The following is an 18,824-nucleotide window of genomic DNA, read 5'->3' as shown; positions in this document are numbered from 1 at the left end:
TTAAAGGTTGCGAGTTTTTAGCGAGTTTTTTTCTTTATGATGGACAAAATTAATTCCACATAGGAGCATCCATCATGAAAGAATATATGCCGTTTATCAACGGGCAAAACAAACCCTCACACCCCGGTAAAGTGATCGATGACGTCAACCCTGCAACGGGAGAAGTATTTGCCAAAGTCCATTTAGCAAGTGCCGAAGACATCGAAGAAGCAATCAGTACTGCCTACGCAGCATCAAAACTCTGGGCGAAAACAACCCCAAGAGAAAAAGAGGCGGTACTCTTAAAAGCGGCCGATATTTTTGAGAGCCGAACCGATGAGATACGCACTATTTTGATGAGAGAAAGCGGTTCGGTGTACGCCAAAGCAATGTTTGAAATCGGTCTTGTCGCTGACATATTACGGGTAGCTGCCGGTGAAGCCAGACGGGTATTCGGCCAGACGTTTACCTCTAACGATCCTGGAGTACTCTCTTACAGCACTCGCCGACCTCTGGGAGTCATTGCGGGGATATCTCCGTTTAATGCCCCTATGATTTTGAGTACCAAAAAATTTGCCATGGCTATTGCTGCAGGTAATGCTTTTGTGTTGAAACCCTCCAGCCATACCCCGATCTGCGGTCTTATTTTCGGCGAAATCTTTAAAGAAGCGGGCTTGCCGGACGGTGTACTCAATATCATCCCATGTTCTAGCGGTGATTTAGGCGAAACGTTTCAAACTGACCCCCGTATCGCAATGATTACCCTTACCGGATCAACGCGTGTCGGTAAATTGGTAGCGGCATCAGCGGCTATGCATTTGAAAAAATGTACCGTTGAGCTCGGCGGCAAATCCCCGACCATCGTATTGGGCGATGCCGATGTCGATTATGCGGTCGACACGGCGACATTTAGTATCTTCCTCCACCAAGGACAAATCTGTATGGCGGGCTCACGCATTATCGTCGAAGAGAATATTTACGATGAGTTCTGCGAAAAATTTGCCGCCAAAGTTAAAACCCTCAAAGTCGGTAATCCTGAAGATCCATCCACCATTATCGGACCGTTGATCGAAGAGGCACAATGCCGATTTATTGACGGATTAATCGATGATGCGGTAGCCAAAGGGGCCACACTTCTCTCGGGACGTGAACATGAGGGATGCTTTTACAAACCGACCGTCGTTTCCAACGTCACTGAAGAGATGGTCATTTTCCATGAAGAGGCATTCGGTCCTGCCGCTGCGATTATCAAAGCACGGGATCTGGATCATGTCATTGAACTCGCCAATAACAGCAACTACGGCTTAAGCTCATCCATCATTACGGACAATTTAAGTGCCGCACTGAGACTCTCCGAAGAGATCGAATCGGGGATGGTCCACATCAATGGACCGACCATCCAGGATGAAGCCCATATTCCGTTCGGCGGAGTCAAAGAGAGCGGTATGGGACGCGAGGGAGGTCACTTCGCGATCGAAGAGATGACCGAGCTCAAATGGGTTACCGTCGAAGCGGCAGGTAACAGACACTATCCGTTTTAATCGATACCCCTTTCGGGGTATTTTCCACAATCACTATTCAATCGCATAGGCTTCACCATGATACACAAACTCGCGGATATTCCGATCAACGATGTACTCAAAAAATATCTCTTTATCTTTATCGGGGCTTCTTCACTGGCACTTGGGGTCGTGTTGTTTTTGATACCGAACCATATCGTCGCCGGAGGAACTCCCGGTATATCGATCCTCATAAACTACTTTACGGGGATTCCGGCAGGGGTATTGATGTTTTTGATCAATATCCCTCTCGTGCTGATGAGTATGCGATACATCAGCAAAGAGTTTGCAATTCGTACAGTTTTCTCGATCGTCGTCTCATCGTCGGTAGTCGATATACTGCGCGAATATTTCCATGTCACCGCGTGGACAAATGATCCGATTTTATCAAGTATCTTCGGCGGTATCGCTATCGGAATCGGTCTTGGATTTATTATTGCAGGTAATGCCTCGGCAGGAGGCCCCTCCATCATTGCGAGATACATAGCCGATAGAATGGATTGGAAACAAAATAACGTCATTATCACCTTGGATTTTATGATTGTTATTGCGGCCGGGATCGCTTTTGCTAAAGTAGAAAGTGCCCTCTTGAGTTTGATCGTCGTCTATGCGACGGGAAAGGCATTAAATACCATCATTTCGGGAAGACCTTCCAAAAAAGCGGTTCATATCTTTTCCAAAAAGGCAAAGCTTTTACGTCAGCATATTATTGCCGCTTTAGGAAAAAATGAAGTCGTTTTCGAAGGGGTTAGCGAAGCCGAACAGCTCCTTATCCTGATTATCGATAATACCCAGATACGCGTTGTACGGGAAATTGTCAAAGAGCATGATAAAGAGGGATTTCTCGTCGTGATGGAAGCATCCGAATTGCATTAAATTTTACACACAAAAGGAAAAACTTATGAAAAAAAGTAAAATAGTTTCAGCACTCTTATTTGCGAGTTTTACAGCAACACTTTTTGCAAGCAATGATGCACTTGCTCGCAATGACCAAAAAGCTATTGAAGTCCTGAAAAGTTTCGAAAACAGCGATCCGAAAGCTATTCTTACTTGGGTAAGCAAAGATAACTTCATTCAACACGACCTTTCCTTACAGCCTGGCAGAGAAGGGTTACTACAATCGATCAAGCAATCTAAAAAAATCTCGCTCGTACGCACCATTGTAGACGGAAATTATGTTGTATTGCAATCCGATTATGGCGACAAAATAGGTTTTAATGTTTTCAGATTTGACAATGGAGAGATTGTTGAGCATTGGGATAATTTTGAAACAAAGCAACCGTTGAACCCAAGCGGACACAGTATGATCGACGGCACTACCGAAATTACCGATCGAGATAAAACACAAACAAATAAAGCTTTGGTCCAAGAGTTCGTAGAAACAATTCTTATGAAAGGGGAAAAAGAAAAAATCACAAAATATATTGATGCCAATCACTATACCCAGCATAATCCGCATGTTGCAGACAATTTAAGCGGACTTCAAGAGGCGTTGAATGCAATGGCAAAGAATGGATGGACGATGAAATATAATAAACCTTACCTGATTTTGGGAGAAGGAAATTTTGTATTTATTGCCGCTGAGGGGACTTTTGCCGGGTCTGAAGTATCTTTTAGTGATATTTTTAGAGTTAATAACGGCAAAATAGTTGAACATTGGGATGTCATTGGACAATTAGCTCCAAAATCTGATCGCATTTAATGATGATCAGCACATCCAAATTGAATTAATTTTACACCAAAGGAAAAACTCATGAAAAAAACACTGATAGTGCTCGCACACCCAAATATGCAAGAATCGGTCGTCAATAAAGCCCTGATCGAAACAATCAAAGATGAAAATGAGATCACGGTACACGATCTGTATACAACCTATACAACCGTTGAAAATATAGATGTAGCCCAAGAGCAGGAGCTGCTTTTGGCTCATGAACGAATCATTTTTCAATTTCCTCTCTATTGGTTCAGTTCTCCTGCCATTTTAAAAGAGTGGCTGGATAAAGTCTTTGCATACGGATTTGCGTATGGGCACGAGGGGACGAAATTGGTTGGCAAAGAGGCTCACATCGTTGTCAGCGCAGGATCGCCGGTCGCTGAATACAGTGCGGAAGGATATAACCGTTTTACTCTCGAAGAATACTTTCTACCGCTCAAAGCAAGTATCCTTTACACAGGGATGGAATTTAAAGGTATTTTTGCCGTTGGAGGTGCACTTGGGATCACTCCCGAAGCACTTGCACAAGGTGCCACTGATTACAAAAATTTTATTTTGCAAAACAGCTAAGGGCATTAAGCCCTTGCTGATTCAATATAGTAACCGATTCCCGATGCATTTTGGATGATCGGTTGCGGTATTTTTTTATTAAATCTCCATACCAGTGTCCGGACATCATTATACGTCATTGTAGCATCGCCCCATACAAAACTGAGAATCCGCTCAAAATCGACAATAGTGCCTAACTCGGCGACAAGAAGCATTATAAGGGAACGCTCTTTTTTCGTCATTTTGATTTCAAGATTGTGATATAAAAGAGAATAATTTTCAAGTTTATACTGGTAACAATCACAAATTTTTATTTTTGATGTATTCGATTTTAAATTGAATGCCCGTTTTTTCATATACTCATATTCGCTGCGAAGCTGATGGATGGTCGTCTGATATTTTTGCCCTTTTTTAAAACAATAAAAGGCACACTCGATCGACGTATAGAGACTTTCAATATCATATGGTTTGACATGATAACCGTGCGGATGTGTTTTTAGTGCTTTAAAAAGCAAAGAATCTTTCACATGCGAACTAAGATACATAAAAGGGATCGATCCGAGTTGATGTAAGAATTCTCCCAATCTCAAACTCTCATCCGATCGCTTGGCCTCGATTGTAATAAGAACTACATCCGGATGAAACACAGCAAGTGCATTTTGTAATTCCAGAACATTGTTTGGAATCGAAAATACGCCATACCCGTAATTTTTTAGTGAAGCGTTAAGCTTTTCATCTTCACCGATAATGAGCACTTTTAACATGCTAGAACTATTCATGACTATGTTACCTTAAAATGGGAAATTTTATTGAAGGGGGGAGGTCAAGCAAAGATGAGAAATCTCATCTTTACTCATAAGAGAAACAAAAATTAAAATGCCAAGTTAACTGCAACCCGCAGATCATTGTGATCGGTAGATTTTTGCCCGGAAGCATCATCATTATCTACGGATAAGAAAGTTACTCCGCCATCAAGACCTTTTATTCCAAAAAGTGTTTTGTAATCCAAGGATGCTTCGTAAGCCGTCGTATCTTCGAATGCATTAGGTTTATATCCTAACAATCCTCGATCAGCCGAATATTTATTATCACGGCTAAAATTGAGATATTTCACTTCACCTTTTAAGTCGTTTACACCGACAGAGGCAAAATCATATTCCACACCGACGAGATAGGAATTTGTCCCCCCGGTAAACGACGATGTATCCGTGTAACCAAAATGGGGTGACTGATAACGGGCACGAACCCATGACGGATTTCCGCCGACCGGGGCAACAAATCCACCGCGAGCGGCATTATCATCAATCCCTTTGGTATTGGCGTACGCCAAAGTAACCGTAGCCCCTTTATACGAAGCGCCTAATTTACCCTCTGAGTGGTAAGCCGTGATATTCTTGAGGTTGTGATCGATAAGAACCTGAGTAACCGGATGATCCAGCGTATCTTTGGTCCCTCCGATGGCTTTTTGTGACGCCCACCATGCACCCGCAAATAGCCCTACATCCCCGATTTTGGTACTGTAATCGATCTGTAGATGCGGCATATCCATGATATCCCATACCCGTGTAAACCATCCTTGTAACACGAATCCCGGAACTCCGGTATAGATTCCTCCGACAACCGTTGCACCCGCATTATCATCCTCAGTGTCTAATCTGCCATCTCCATCGGATAATTTATTAAATGCTGTCCCTTTGGATATACTGACAAAATCAGAGGCTTTAATCCCGGATGATGATCCTGCGAAGCTGTTGCTTTGAACCATATCCGGCCCGCTCATTTTCGTAGCATGCGCTAGAACCAATGTGGTATTGGGAATATTTACATTCACAATCTGAGCCGCTTCAAAGGTGTTCGGTACGACATAAATATCGTGTGATGATGCAAACGGGGCATCAATCTCCATACGGCCGACCTGCACAAATGTTTTGCCGAATGCCGCTTTCAGATACGCTTCACCTAAAACCGCATAACTATCGGCGGATGTCCCGTACACACTCTGCGTGTTAGATCCGCCGTGTTGCGCATTTTCGAAATAAACCGAATCTACTTTGTTCGGATTATCGGAATTCAATCCCATACTGCTTACAGAGTACAATGATGCTTTTGCTTGAATGCCGTACAACGGAGCTGTCTCATACGAAAGTCTAAAACCTGCAGCAACGGCATAACGATCCTCAAATGCACCGTTAGAAGCAAAATCGGAAGACGAATACAACGCTCGCATACCACCCGAAAATTTACCTTCACTTATTGCTGCTGATAGTGTATCAGCAGCAAATAAAGAAGAACTCATGAGGAGCGAAGCTCCAACCATATTCAATCGGGCAGTCATTAATAAATCCCAGACTTACCGGGAGCCAAAATACCTTTTGGATCCAGTGCACGCTTGATTTTTTGGAATACGCCGCGAATTTCCGGGCCATACGTTTCAGCAACAAGATCCATAAATCCGCTGCTCGTACGGTAGACACCGTAACCTTGCGCTGCAAATTCATGTACTAATTCGGCATAACAATCGTGTGCACGTTTCATCTCTTCCGGATCGTTTCGGTTATAAAGCAAGTCGATAATATGGTGCATATCGCGCCATCCGACGATAAACTCGGCAACATAGTCAAACCCGTATTTATTCATAATCTTTTTAGCCAATGCCGACTGGTTTAGAGTATGTTTCCCCTCAGCCGGAGAAACCGGTGCGAACCACATACTTCCTCCGCCGCCTCTCCAGTTGTAGAGACCGAATTCTTGAAGGGTCATATACCCTCTCATCAAATCGGCGCGGTATTTAAATACCGGATCGTCACCCATCTCTTTGGAAGTCAAGAATTTATGCCCTTTAAAATTGGCATTGACAACCGACTGGATGATATTCCAGTTCATTTCGTTCCCCTCTGGTGTTCCATAGAGACCCGCATAAACGTTCCATGATCCCATCCCGGTATCTTTTTTGATTTTTTCGATTTCAGCCTCAGTAATTGAGCGGTTTCCATCGACATAATCGGCACGGTTGACGACACCCGCCGCTTCGTAAAGGGTACTGGCGATCGTGAAGGCATTCGGAATAATGTTTGCGATACGAAGCGGTCGAAGAACCTCAACGATTTTTTCAACATCTTCAACGGTGTCCAATGTGATACAGAAAGGTTTGAACGCCGGAGGCTCCGGCATAAGCCACATACCCATTTGTACACAGATACCGTAGTTACTTTGAGTAAAGATACCATCCAATGACGGTCCGTATCCCCATTTGAATACAGTTGAACTGGTAGAGTTTTTGATTCCCCCCATACCGGTTTTAAAGCATGACCCGTCTGCAAGAACGATCTCCATACCGCATTGCATCATGAAATGCTCACCGTATGGGGTATATCCTACACCACGGTCCATCGTATTACCGACCGGACTTGCGATCGCGCTCGGTGCTGGGCAAGAGAGCCAGAGTTTGTACCCTTTTTCATGGATGTAATCAAAGAGTTGCTGATAGGTAACCCCCGGTTCAAGTACCGCATAACAAAGGTCAGGATTCACTTCGATGATTTTATTCATTTTATGAAGATCAAGAATTACCGTACCGCGTTGAGCCGGTGCTGCTGTACCGTAACCCATGTTTTTACCGGTTGAGAATGTCCAGATAGGGATGACGTATTTGTTACACACTTTAACAATTGCGATAACTTGTTCTTTTGTAGATGCTTGAAGAGCCAAGGAAGGCATGTGCTCTTCGATCGGAACCGCCATCATGATTTTTTTATAAGGAACCATCTCCTCATCGCCGATGAGAACGTTCTCTTCGCCCAAAATTTTTACAAACTCTTTAATCGCTTTATTCATTGTTTCAACAGAAACATTTTTAGGCAATGCAGTTAATTTTTTAGCCATTTAATACTCCTTTTATGCTTTTAATACGAAAGACACAAACGCATTTTTCGCCGTATGTTCGGATACAAAGTCAGTTTGTTTTGCCGTTGCAACCGTGTTATGTGCGCCGATAGTGTGGTACGATGAAAGTGCGGCACCGTATTTATCAGTATTGAGAGAAGCAAACTGATCAAATGCTTTTTTAACGGACAACATCGCAAACGTATTCTCGGTATGACTAATGCCCGTATTGGACGGTGTGTGCGCCGTTTCAGAGACAAATGCAATACCCTTTGACATGGCAACTTGGTTTAACAATGCATGATCGCTTGGGGCCAACAAACCGCAGAACAATGATCCTTTGTTGTTTTCGATAGCCGATGCCAACGTGTGCATTGTGCTCAAACGATCTGAACCGAGGATAATCACTTCATCCGCTTTATCCCCTTTTTCCAATGCACTTATATACCCTGTCTCATGAGCGGATTCAGAAACGATCGCAATGATCTTTTTCTCGGTACTATCATCCGAACTTGCAGCTGAGAGCGGAGAATAGAGTGCTGCTGTCGCTGCTACGAGTGCACTGTTTTTTAAAAAATCTCTACGAACCATGAGTGATCCTTATTTCAGTGACGGATCTGTGATGGTACCGTTGGCCAATTTCGTTGCCAAGTCTCTCAATACCGCATCATCAATTTCCGATTTTCTAAAAGCAGGCATAGCATTGCTACCATGTCGAACAGTTTGAAAAATTCCTTCAGCCCGTAGTTTTACCCCTTCAGCATCATCCATTTTGGTATAAATACTATGTGGGGCCGTTTTGAGTGAATGACAGTGAAAACACACTTTTTGAAAGGCATGCTCTCCATTTTTAAATGCAAAATTTTGACCCAACTCCACAGCGAACATGGACGTGGTGACAAAAATTAGACCAACAGCCAGCTTTTTCATTTAAACTCCTTGATTAGTTTGAACCGAAGAAATATAAAATAAAAAACTCGCATAAAATTCGCATAACTTTTCTACGCTTTAGAAAATTTCGACTATTCGTAAGATAGAATGCTGGAATTTCAGTCTCAGAATCGATCCGATTTTAAAGGAACACTGTTGTTACGATGGATAGAAATTTCAAATGAAAATAGAGCAAAGCTTCAAGCATTTGGGTTCGCAATTGTCGGTGTTATCGGAGTTGCTATCGTAGATAGGGTTTCGATCCGATTAATCAACCCGAATACGAACGAATTCGGCCTCCCCTTTTTCATCGGAACGGTATTTTTTATCCTGAGTGCGATTTTTTTATATACCCTTCTCAGACGTAACGCACGAATTGCCGAAGATGCTCTCAAAAAACTCGCAGAAGAAAAAGAGAATCTTCAACGCTTTCATTTTGCTCTCGACAAGAGTGCCGATGCGATCTATTGGTTTACGTTCGATACCCGTTTTTTTTACGTCAACGATGCCGCATGTAAGATGCTCGGCTACACCAAAGATGAATTGCTCACGATGAAACTCAGCGACATCGATCCCGACTACACTAAAAATACCCAAGATTTTTTACTTCAAATACGAGAAAAACAGTACATTTGTTTTGAAAGTCAACAAATACGAAAAGACGGAAGTACGTTCCCCGTTTCGGTAACGGCAAGCTATTTCTGCGATGCCTCAAAAGAGTTTATTTGTTCTTTCGGACGGGATATAACCGAACAAAAAGGGAGACGGAAACTCATCACCGAACAAAATGAAGCATTAAAAAGCTCGTTGCAAGATAAAGAGGTACTCATCAAAGAGATTCATCACCGCGTCAAAAACAATTTAGAGGTGATCTCCTCGTTGCTACAGATGCAAAATCGCCGAGAAACCAACGATCAAATAAAAGATGCTCTATCTAAAAGTCAAAGCCGTATCTACGCCATTGCCCTGGTTCATGAAATGCTCTATCAAAATAGCGATTTAGCTACCATCAATATGAAATCCCATCTCGAACGCCTCTCCTCAGCCATGATTGATCTGTATGCCCATAATAAAAATATATCGGTTCGTCTCAACGCCGAAGATATCTATTTGAGCATGGATTATGCGATCCTTATCGCCTTGATCGTCCATGAACTTTTCTTGAACTCTATCAAACATGCTTTTGTGGATAAGGATGACGGACAAATCGATATATTTATACGAAATGGACCGAACGGAGCAATCGAATTCGGTGTCAACGATAACGGTATCGGCATTAATCCTGATGCGATCAAAACATCTACGTCACTGGGATGCGAATTGATCAATACCATTACCGAATTTCAGCTCAATGGAGAGATAATAACCGACTCTACAAACGGGTTTAAGTGCACCGTTACCTTTGTACCCAAAGAGAAAGAGAATCAATGAAAACAAAGATATTAATCGTCGAAGATGAAAGTATCATCGCTTTGAATATAAAAGAAATCCTCACCAACTTCGGTTATGAAATCAGCGGCATCGCCCCAAACGGGGAAAAGGCACTTCATCTCGCATCGACCAAATTACCCGATTTGGTGCTAATGGACATCACACTTCAAAACCGCGAAGACGGCATTGACGTCGCTGAACAAATATCAAAATTACGCTCCGTTCCCATCATCTTTCTAACAGCTAACGATAAAAACAAAACGATCGACCGCGCTATCAATATTAAGCCCTATGGGTACATTCTAAAACCCTTCAAAGAGATCGAGTTAAAAACAGCGATAGAGATCGCGTTAAAAACATTTGAAGAAAATCAAAAATTGACCTCTAAAATCATTGAGATAAAATCTGAAAATATGTCTTTGCAAAGTAAAATCGATATTGATGAACAGAAAAAACAACGTTTTATAAAACTTTCTCACGGCTATATCTACGATAATGAAAATTTCCTTCTGATGTTCAACGGAGAGACATTTGAACTCAATGACAAAGAGAATAAGCTCCTCAAACTTTTGATTAAAAATATCGGAAGAGTTGTTCCTGTGGAGCAAATTGAGGATTTCGTCTGGGATGGAGAGTTTGTCGGCGAAGGTGCCTTACGCTCACTGATGTTTCGAATACGACAAAAACTCCCCAAAGACTTTATCACCTGCCATTCCAAAATCGGATACCAAATTTTAGGAAAATTCTCAAAAAATTAAATGCTTCGCTCGTTCAAGTAGTAGATGAAACACGATTTTTTTGAAAAATAAAGTCTTAGCAATATTTACTATAGTTTAATAATACGCAGAATTATTTTGATTTTATACAAATATTGTATAATTTTTCAAAGTGAGGCGGCCATGTCATCTGAAACACTATCATTCCCTCAGCGCAAGATTCTAAAGAGCTATCGTTCCGTTACTGGGCATTTTCCGAGTATTAAAAACAACCGCTCAGTCGGTTTCGAATCATTATTAGAGAAAATCTACTTTTTAACTCTTGACGTTGCCATTTAAAAAATCCTATTCTCAAACTTTGTTGCTTTTGACACAGGGAAATAGCACAAAGTGCAATCGATAAATTAGTGCGTCTAAAAAGGAAAAAAGGGTACGTTGAGAATTTACCTCTTGACCTGTAGAAAGAATTTGTTCAAAAAATCACAATATTTTCTTTTATGGACGGAGTATATCATTCGTATTTTTGCTCGACTAAAACCCTTTTCTTTCGGAATAATAAATGCTACGGCATCCATATCAGATATTGCATTTTCTTGTAGGTACGATGGGTATAAAATGATCAGAAGAAAGAGTTCATTATAGCCATCCCATTTTGCTCAGCTCGTCGATTCTTTCTTTATGATATTTTCTTAGGACATCACTAAATTCATACTCTTTATTTGGCACCCATGTTGGAGCTTGTCCCGGTTTTGATTTTTGTTTCATGGTGAAAAAAGGGAGCGATCCGAGAGACTCAACGGCATTGATATACTCGGGCAATCGATCACGAAATGTTTCGCAAATTTTTTGCGCTTCCGTGCGAAAACTTTTTTTATTCACTTCTAAAATATCGACTAACTTTTCAAAATGTCGCGGTGTAATATTGCTGCGTTGTCCATCAATGGTTAAGTGAGAATCGTAGTGCTTTGTATTGGAATAAATACGTGTCGTTGCAATGTCATAAAGTGGTGCAAAAAGTTTGATTGATTCGCTGATAATAAGTGATAAATTTTTTGTGTGCATATCTTCATGAGAGATGATCATGGAGTAAAAATAATGTTTCAAAAGTTCAAGACGTTCTGTTTCACTGATGAGTTCTTTTTTGATGCGGGTAAACATTTTTTCGCTGGTGGTACTGTATTTATTTTCAGCACGTAAACCTAAATAGGTTGAGAAGTTTGCTTTCGCAAAACGGTACGTTCCTAACCGGTCAAATCGCTTGATGAGATAATGAAATTCTTTATCATTGGTTCGTTTGATGAGATACGATTGAGGGACACGAAATCCTAATTCATTTTTTGCAAAACTCATAAAGAGATGTTCGTTCAATGCTAAATGAGGAAGGTAATATTGCGATGAAGGATCAGCTTTGTATCGACTGTAGGGTTTGAGAATAAAATCACGTATACCTTCAGATTTATCTTGATGTATTCGATGGTGTTCGCTATCTAGATCGACAAGTCGTTTGTATTGAAAACCGCTGATCCCGGGAAGCTCGTCATAGGTAAAATGAGAGAGGTCTTCACCTTCGGGAAACAGCTCTTCTTCATTGATATCGAGAGTATAGTTTTCAAGCACAGCAGGGAAGGGGAGAGCAGGGCCTAATATCGTCTCAAGATTGCTTAAAAACGAGGGGCGGCTCTTTTGCGATTCAACGTGCGATTCACCGGTGATGGTAAAATAAATATCGCCGATATTATGTGTTAATCTAACCAACATATCAAGCTCATCCGATGAGTGTAACGATTGTTCCAGCATATCTCGATTTATACCTTCTGGGAGATTCTCATCAAACGCCGCATGAAGTTCTGAAGAAGGGTAGGGGATGATGTCTAAAGGTAACCCGGGGATTTCTACTTTATTCTGGGTCAAGTATCGATCAGCATAGCAGAAGACAAACTCCTGAGCGTTTTGAAAAAGGTAACCAGCGATTTGATCGCCTTTATGGACAAAGATCATCCGATAATCTTTGGCATACGCTTCACGCACATCTTTTTGCCAATAAACGGTTGAAGCGGATTGCCCGACAGTTCGAACACGGTTAGCAGTTATAAGTTCATTGAGAACACGTAAAAGCTTTTTATCCTTAATCCCAAAAATACCACTTTTACGTTCTATATCCTTTAAGGATTCAGCTTCTTTGAGTGTTAAAATGATTTGTAAAACCTCAGTAATATCAGCTCTCAATATAACTCCATCCGTTTAAGGTTTTTAAGACACTTTGCAAAATTAATTTAAGTTTACAGCTATTAATATAAGAATAAACTTATAGTATGTCTTGAGAAGCTTAAGAAGGGGTAGTCTCTCTCCATCATGCACTAATTTTGGATCTGTTAATTGGATCAAACCTAAATAATTCGAGTCCCTTGTCCCATTCGTATAGCATTTGATTGGCAAAGGCATGACAAGGCTGACACATTGTTGTAAAACTATGAATACACTTTAATATTAGAAGTCAATCTTTTTTTCAATTTTCGACTTTTTTTTCAATTTTCCTATTGCATAGGATTTCAACCTCAGGTAAAATTTCCCCAGTCGCGACCGAGAACGTTCTCAATTTTTTCCTGAATGAAAAGGTGAAGTCGCTTTTCCTTTTCCATTCTTTTTTCTAAAAATCCTGATCAGATTTTTACATTTGTTACGTGTAATTTAAAAAAAGGCCCAATCAGAGGAGGACCTTTTAATGTCTGAATTTCTGTAATCTCACAGGAATTTTCTTATACGTGTATCATCGCTATTTTTTGGTGATGATATACAAAGTGATAAGGAGAAATGGCTGTGATGGAATACATCAACGCCATTATTCGTCTCCTATGCATTTGCCTTGATGTTTGAACTGATGCTCGGATTCGGACTGCGTGCCGCTATGCAAAAAGCACTTAAAGAGGAAGAGGAAAAAAACAATGAACCCGAACCTAAATGAATTATTACAACTCAGTGCATTCTTTTACATCTTGGGATTATTAACACTCCGAATCATCGGATGGAACCGCTGGATAATGATATGGATCAGCGTTTATTCGATGATTGTTGGAGTAGGCGTTTGGCTTACTGAGCTCAAATGGCTTTTGTTGGGAGGGATCATTTTTATGCTGATCGCGTCCTATTACACGTTATGGATTCTCTTTGATCAATTTAACGCATGTATGCGTGGGATTAAAGAGAGTGATACACAGACACAAGGGGGAAATAACAATGCAAATGCATGACATCGCCTTAATCGTGACAGCAATCACGCTCATAGGGTTCGCACTGAAGCTTTTATACACCATGAAAGCGTTCAAAATATTGATCCTATGGTCAGTACTGCTGATGGCTACAGAGATTAGAGTTGCACTGATGCACTATGAGATCAAATACTATGTTCTCACAATACTGCCATTTTATTTCTTTGCCCTGATATACATGATGGTGAAGCTCCATATCAAGATAAATGAGACACGCAAACAGATTGATGAAGATGAAGAGGAAAAGAATAAATGTTTGGAAGAGTAACAATTCTCTATAGAACTCTCAATGAACGGGAACGATACTACACGATACAGCTTCTCCCCAACCTGTTTGGAGAGAGTATGGTTATCCGGACCTACGGCTCAACCAAAAAAGTTAAACCCACCGGAGAGATCCGGGAAATTTATTCCAACCAAGCCGATGCGCAGCACTCAGTAGAAGTACTGATCGCATCCAAATGCAGACGGGGCTATTGCCCCAAACCGACACAACAATAAGCTCTATAGAGCTGATAGGAGAAAAAAATGTTAATGCTTACTTTAATCACGCTTCTGATCGCGGCAGCTACACTGTACCGATTTATCCTGTGGTTCAATAGCTATACCCGCACTCATGTACGCTATGAGTTTTTCACAATGAATCATTCGCTCGCGATGGTATTTTCATACGCTCTGATTTTCTTCGGCTACAACTGGATTCAAAACGGTAACGATGGACTTAATGGGGCCATTGTCATGGGAATTGGTATCTTTATTTTACTATGGGTAATGATCAATAACTTTATAAAAGCACCCAGACTCTATGCGATAGCGGGTTCTTTAATGCAGCTCATTTTTTATATCCCGATTGCCATAGGAGCGGTGATTATTGTGTTTGTTGTACTGGCATGGGCTTCTGAGACCAAACCGGTTTACGTCATCAATAATGACTAACGGGTAAACAGACATTTGAAATGGCTCGTTATTACAGTAGGGTTCTTTCTTCCAGCACTCGTATTGCTTTTTAACGCACATACGTTGAAAGAACAGATAGAAGCACTGGGCGGATTGATACTGGGAAGTCTGCTGATATACATTACGTTGTATCCGAATGATCCAAGGGTGAAACGGTGGTTGGAGAGGTTTTAGTGCCGAGTGATGAAAAAGAAGTAATGATTGAAGTGACTATGAAGAGGGAAGAAGTTCTTTTACATCGATCCCCCACTCTTTGGCCAATACGACCAAATGGGCAAGATTATAGTTGGCTTTGTTCTGACGAAGCTCAATACGAGCGATAAACGACGTGGAGTTATGACCGAGGATATTGGCGAGTTTTAACTGACTGATTCCTCGATCTTTACGGAGTTGTTTGATATGTTCGGTCAGTGCGTCGTAGTACGCTTTGACATCAGGATGTTCCTCTTTGGACATATCAACCGCCACTCACTATTAGATGGTTGATTCTAATGAAATCAATCGCTCACAAACAATCACTATTAAGTGAGTATAAAGTGACGCGAAGCTACAATCTTCGCTATCAATTTTTAAATTTAAAGGATAAATGATATGAAAATTGAAATATCAAAACGGATGAAAGTTATTTTTGCTGTCGTAGGGCTAGTTGCAGTTTTAACTAATCCAGGAAAATTAGAACTTAGTGATTTTTCGGACACATTAAATTTTCCTTCTATGGACACCTATCACAATATACTATTTTTTAGTTTCGGAAATGAATATGCATCTAGTGACGTTTGGACCCCAAAATACAAGCTTGTATCAACTCACGTGTACTATATAGGCATGTTCTATAATTATTTCTCAATCGTTAAATCCGATGATGGCGTAATGACATTTAAGGTAATTGCGAAATAACTTTAAACTTATCAGCAGTTATCTTTCCGGAATAAGCAGGACGGTACATGTCGGTAAATCTGATTGTGACAGTGTCGTTAATCTTTATTATTCCGGTGGAGATTTTAAAAAGAAAGTGCTGGATTTTAGATCGTATCTGCCTTCGGAATTTCCAAGTTTTATAGCTGAATATAATTCGGAAAAATGAAAGTAGAGATCAGTACAGTGAGCTTGAAAATTTTCTGCAACGGCTCATTTCGATGAGCCGATTGGAGGAAACTCCTAATATTTTAGAAAGGATGGAGTTTGTATATGCAATTAAATTCCATTGCAAAGACGATCTTTATGGTCAGCGCTCTAAGCTTGGCGTCTATCCAATTTACAGGTTGTCAAGCAGCGCATACGGCTATTACTAAGCGCAATCTTGACGTTCAAACAAAAATGACCGAAACGGTTTTTCTAGAGCCGTCATCGTCTGAAAACAAAACCATTTTTATTGATGTAAAAAATACATCCGACAAAGACATAGAGGTGCGCTCCGGCGTAGAGACAGCATTAAAATCACGCGGTTATACGATCGTTACCGATCCAAACAAAGCAGGCTATATGCTTCAGGCAAACGTCCTTCAGATCGGGAAATCAAATCTTAATGAAATTCGAAGCGCTTTCAATGCCGGATTCGGGAATGGTGCTATACAAGGTGCTGCTGCCGGTGCAGCAGCGGGATATGTTATGGGAGGCGGAAGCGGTAAAAATGCTGCGGCCGTAGGATTAGCCGGTGCTGCGGCCGGGTTTATAGCTGATGCTATGGTGGAAGATGTTTACTACTGCATGGTAACGGATTTGCAGATTCGCGAGCGCGCGCAGGATGGGGAGACTGTTGTTCAGACTCAAAACTCTGATATCAAACAGGGGACATCGACAAACGTGTCTCAAGTCGTACAAGGGACAAAGACCAATTGGAAAACGTACCGAACGCGCATTGTAAGTTCAGCAAATAAAGTCAATTTACAGTTTGAAGAAGCTCAACCTGTATTACAAACAGCATTAGGCAAATCGATTGCCGGCTTATTTTAAAAGGACGCCCTATGAATAAAACACGTTTACTGAGTACATTAACTTTGATCGCAGCATCACTGCTTATGAGCGGATGCGGTCCGAAGTATCTTAAAACACATGCGGTCGTTGACCCAAAAAATCATGTCGGAACAATCATCGGTGCAGGTGAAGGTAAAGAGTTTGGTCTTATCAATCATGCTAAATTGCTCAACAACGCGATCAACTACCCGTTACAGATTGCCGCAGAAAAAACGCTTGAGTCGGGGATGAAATATTTTTCTATTCTTGATCCGGTTGAAATTGCCAACGATGGCCCCGGAGGTGTTGGAACAGCAGAAGAATATGTGAACAAATGTGCTACAAATTCTTTTGTAGAATCTTTGGCGTATTTAAAAAATCCGTGCAAAATCGCAAAAGGGAGTTTGCAATACCCCGCCGGCGGTATCTTGCGAATTAAAATGTACGACGATAATGATCGTCCTAAAAATATTCAATCGTATGATGCAAAATTGGTTGTCGAATATTTTAAAACAAACGATATGTATCAAGAAGCACACTAATCCACTATCTTAATTCTGGCGACCATAGGTCGCTGGGTAAATATTTTTCGCCTTTTTTTTATCTTCTCCTCACTTCTTTGATCAATTTATTCTTTCTGTGTTACAAAAAGCAAATATCAATATAAGTCTACATATTACGTGTATGAACAAAAGTTCTAAATTAAAATACTAGGGAAAAAATATGACAAGAATCTTCACATATTATGGGCCACTTGACATCGGTTCAGCATTTTCATCAAGACAAGAGGTTGGCCAATGGATTGAGTATATGGTTAAACGTCTGAATAAAATCGTTTTGGAAAATAAAAGAGAGGATTTTATTCCTCCGGTTGTTTACTCTGGAAAGGGTAAAGTGTTCAATTTTGATTACAATTTTTTGGTCAATTGTCTTGATGATTATCACGATAATGTTGGGATAAAAGATGACTTTTTTTTGACGAACAATCCAAGCAAAACCGTGATTAAAAATGGCCTTTTTTTGGTTACTTCTTTGCTCGATGATTATTATGGGATTGTTCGGATTAGACAACAGACTTTGGATATTTCAAGAGTTAGAACAACTAAGGTTGTTGAGATTAAAGATCGGTTTTATAACATACTTGCGATCGCAAATGGTGATAATGTGAGACGTTTTTCTGCGGTTCCGTTTTCGGCTTCTGAGGTTAAGAAAATTGTTTCGGATAGCACCTATAATTTACTTGAATCGATCTCGAATCGTGAATGTTTTGAACAGGTGATTTTTGGAATTGCTCAATATTCAGAGTAGGTTAGAGCTAATGGCCGTGAGCCGGATTTTGTGACCGCCTGATGCTCTTATTTATTGCTGTTTTTCTTCGAATCCCTTATATATAATATATATATGACATTAGTATATTATATTTATGTCATACAGAGGGTATTTAATATTAGATTATTAGACTATGGTTATTATCATTACATCACGCGCGCGCAAGCAAGTCGAGCCAAGGAGGTATATACGTGATTGACCAATTGGTAACTTCTTGGTGACCTACTTCCAAAAAATTGGGCCATTTTGAGAGTTAGACTATAATGTTTTTACTCTTCGATAGACTCAAGGTGAACGAAGCTTATGTTGAGTGTGAAAAGTTGATCTTTATATAGCCGTAATCGTTGCATAAATGGTCTTATTTGGCTCAAAATAGTTTTTCTCATGGGGACGGCATAGGAAAAGTGTTTTGAGCGTTTTAAATACTGTTTTTGTGTTTTGGTAAAACTTTCTTTTTATCAGCAATTTCATCATAATTTGGTTAATATAATATATCTTATGTTAATCAAATTACATAAAGTGAAATCTTTTCTGTATGATTAAAAATTGACGACAATTA

The 18,824-nt window shown here is 40.5% G+C and carries 22 protein-coding genes; 15 read left to right on the top strand and 7 right to left on the bottom strand.

Going from position 1 to position 18,824, the window contains the following annotated elements:
• The first annotated feature begins 74 nt into the window (after positions 1 to 74).
• From SULKU_RS12970 to SULKU_RS12955, 4 genes are read left to right on the top strand one after another with little or no spacing between them, the layout of a single operon-like run.
• Entirely contained in the window at positions 75 to 1,520 is a 1,446-nt protein-coding gene (locus SULKU_RS12970; protein ID WP_013449840.1) for an aldehyde dehydrogenase family protein, read from the top strand.
• A gap of 57 nt (positions 1,521 to 1,577) precedes the next feature.
• Positions 1,578 to 2,414: a YitT family protein gene (locus SULKU_RS12965; RefSeq protein WP_013449839.1), complete on the top strand. Its 837-nt coding sequence runs from the start codon at positions 1,578 to 1,580 to the stop codon at positions 2,412 to 2,414.
• Positions 2,415 to 2,439: 25 nt separating this feature from the next.
• A complete protein-coding gene (locus tag SULKU_RS12960) occupies positions 2,440 to 3,240 on the top strand; it encodes a nuclear transport factor 2 family protein (RefSeq protein ID WP_013449838.1) in 801 nt (266 codons plus the stop codon).
• A 51-nt stretch (positions 3,241 to 3,291) separates the two neighbouring features.
• Positions 3,292 to 3,822, top strand: coding sequence for an NAD(P)H-dependent oxidoreductase (locus SULKU_RS12955; protein ID WP_013449837.1), 531 nt, complete (start codon positions 3,292 to 3,294; stop codon positions 3,820 to 3,822).
• Between the two features lie 5 nt (positions 3,823 to 3,827).
• Here SULKU_RS12955 and SULKU_RS12950 read toward each other — a convergent pair whose 3' ends face one another.
• The 5 genes from SULKU_RS12950 to SULKU_RS12930 all read right to left on the bottom strand — a co-directional run bounded on the left by SULKU_RS12950 (position 3,828) and on the right by SULKU_RS12930 (position 8,613).
• Positions 3,828 to 4,580, bottom strand: coding sequence for a winged helix-turn-helix domain-containing protein (locus tag SULKU_RS12950; protein ID WP_013449836.1), 753 nt, complete (start codon positions 4,578 to 4,580; stop codon positions 3,828 to 3,830).
• Between the two features lie 92 nt (positions 4,581 to 4,672).
• A complete protein-coding gene (locus SULKU_RS12945) occupies positions 4,673 to 6,097 on the bottom strand; it encodes an OprD family outer membrane porin (protein WP_281047865.1) in 1,425 nt (474 codons plus the stop codon).
• A gap of 38 nt (positions 6,098 to 6,135) precedes the next feature.
• Positions 6,136 to 7,683, bottom strand: a complete 1,548-nt coding sequence (locus tag SULKU_RS12940; protein WP_013449834.1) for an FAD-binding oxidoreductase — start codon at positions 7,681 to 7,683, stop codon at positions 6,136 to 6,138.
• Positions 7,684 to 7,695: 12 nt separating this feature from the next.
• Entirely contained in the window at positions 7,696 to 8,274 is a 579-nt protein-coding gene (locus SULKU_RS12935) for a twin-arginine translocation signal domain-containing protein (protein ID WP_013449833.1), read from the bottom strand.
• 9 nt (positions 8,275 to 8,283) lie between these two features.
• Positions 8,284 to 8,613: a c-type cytochrome gene (locus SULKU_RS12930; RefSeq protein ID WP_013449832.1), complete on the bottom strand. Its 330-nt coding sequence runs from the start codon at positions 8,611 to 8,613 to the stop codon at positions 8,284 to 8,286.
• A gap of 156 nt (positions 8,614 to 8,769) precedes the next feature.
• Between SULKU_RS12930 and SULKU_RS12925 the strand changes: the two genes are divergently transcribed.
• Together SULKU_RS12925 and SULKU_RS12920 are read left to right on the top strand one after the other, a co-directional pair.
• Entirely contained in the window at positions 8,770 to 10,044 is a 1,275-nt protein-coding gene (locus SULKU_RS12925) for a sensor histidine kinase (protein WP_041667211.1), read from the top strand.
• A complete protein-coding gene (locus SULKU_RS12920; protein WP_013449830.1) occupies positions 10,041 to 10,802 on the top strand; it encodes a response regulator transcription factor in 762 nt (253 codons plus the stop codon). Before SULKU_RS12925 ends, SULKU_RS12920 begins: the two co-directional genes overlap by 4 nt.
• Positions 10,803 to 11,396: 594 nt before the next feature.
• Here the strand turns inward: SULKU_RS12920 and SULKU_RS12915 are convergent.
• Positions 11,397 to 12,986: a type II toxin-antitoxin system HipA family toxin gene (locus tag SULKU_RS12915; protein WP_013449828.1), complete on the bottom strand. Its 1,590-nt coding sequence runs from the start codon at positions 12,984 to 12,986 to the stop codon at positions 11,397 to 11,399.
• Between the two features lie 716 nt (positions 12,987 to 13,702).
• On the opposite strand from SULKU_RS12915, the gene SULKU_RS12910 reads away from it, so the two are divergent.
• The 5 genes from SULKU_RS12910 to SULKU_RS14915 are packed head-to-tail and all read left to right on the top strand — an operon-like array spanning position 13,703 to position 15,157.
• Positions 13,703 to 14,008 (top strand): hypothetical protein, encoded by a 306-nt coding sequence (locus SULKU_RS12910; protein WP_013449827.1) that lies wholly within the window; start codon positions 13,703 to 13,705, stop codon positions 14,006 to 14,008.
• Positions 13,995 to 14,294 carry a hypothetical protein gene (locus tag SULKU_RS12905; protein WP_013449826.1) on the top strand — a complete coding sequence of 100 codons (300 nt, stop codon included), beginning with the start codon at positions 13,995 to 13,997 and terminating at the stop codon, positions 14,292 to 14,294. The genes SULKU_RS12910 and SULKU_RS12905 overlap by 14 nt, the downstream gene beginning before the upstream one ends.
• Positions 14,279 to 14,527, top strand: coding sequence for a WGR domain-containing protein (locus tag SULKU_RS14835; RefSeq protein WP_013449825.1), 249 nt, complete (start codon positions 14,279 to 14,281; stop codon positions 14,525 to 14,527). The genes SULKU_RS12905 and SULKU_RS14835 overlap by 16 nt, the downstream gene beginning before the upstream one ends.
• Before the next feature lie 33 nt (positions 14,528 to 14,560).
• Positions 14,561 to 14,962 (top strand): hypothetical protein, encoded by a 402-nt coding sequence (locus SULKU_RS12900; protein ID WP_151174356.1) that lies wholly within the window; start codon positions 14,561 to 14,563, stop codon positions 14,960 to 14,962.
• Positions 14,963 to 14,977: 15 nt separating this feature from the next.
• The gene (locus SULKU_RS14915; RefSeq protein WP_151174355.1) at positions 14,978 to 15,157 is read left to right on the top strand and encodes a hypothetical protein; all 180 of its coding nucleotides are present in this window, start codon (positions 14,978 to 14,980) and stop codon (positions 15,155 to 15,157) included.
• A 36-nt stretch (positions 15,158 to 15,193) separates the two neighbouring features.
• On the opposite strand, the gene SULKU_RS12895 is transcribed toward SULKU_RS14915, so the two are convergent.
• Entirely contained in the window at positions 15,194 to 15,439 is a 246-nt protein-coding gene (locus SULKU_RS12895) for a helix-turn-helix domain-containing protein (RefSeq protein WP_013449823.1), read from the bottom strand.
• A 135-nt stretch (positions 15,440 to 15,574) separates the two neighbouring features.
• Here SULKU_RS12895 and SULKU_RS12890 point away from each other — a divergent pair, with 135 nt between their 5' ends.
• The 4 genes from SULKU_RS12890 (at position 15,575) to SULKU_RS12875 (ending at position 18,244) form a co-directional block, all read left to right on the top strand.
• Positions 15,575 to 15,880: a hypothetical protein gene (locus SULKU_RS12890; RefSeq protein WP_013449822.1), complete on the top strand. Its 306-nt coding sequence runs from the start codon at positions 15,575 to 15,577 to the stop codon at positions 15,878 to 15,880.
• A 291-nt stretch (positions 15,881 to 16,171) separates the two neighbouring features.
• Positions 16,172 to 16,936: a complement resistance protein TraT gene (locus SULKU_RS12885; RefSeq protein ID WP_013449821.1), complete on the top strand. Its 765-nt coding sequence runs from the start codon at positions 16,172 to 16,174 to the stop codon at positions 16,934 to 16,936.
• 11 nt (positions 16,937 to 16,947) lie between these two features.
• On the top strand, positions 16,948 to 17,478 hold the full coding sequence (locus SULKU_RS12880; RefSeq protein WP_013449820.1) for a hypothetical protein: 531 nt from the start codon (positions 16,948 to 16,950) through the stop codon (positions 17,476 to 17,478).
• Positions 17,479 to 17,659: 181 nt separating this feature from the next.
• Positions 17,660 to 18,244 (top strand): hypothetical protein, encoded by a 585-nt coding sequence (locus tag SULKU_RS12875; RefSeq protein ID WP_013449819.1) that lies wholly within the window; start codon positions 17,660 to 17,662, stop codon positions 18,242 to 18,244.
• The last annotated feature ends 580 nt before the right edge of the window (positions 18,245 to 18,824 follow it).

Origin of the sequence: Sulfuricurvum kujiense DSM 16994 (assembly GCF_000183725.1) — a bacterium.
GTDB classification, from domain to species: Bacteria; Campylobacterota; Campylobacteria; order Campylobacterales; family Sulfurimonadaceae; genus Sulfuricurvum; species Sulfuricurvum kujiense.
Note: the sequence above shows the minus strand (reverse complement) of the source record. Positions and strands in the feature narration are given on the sequence as shown.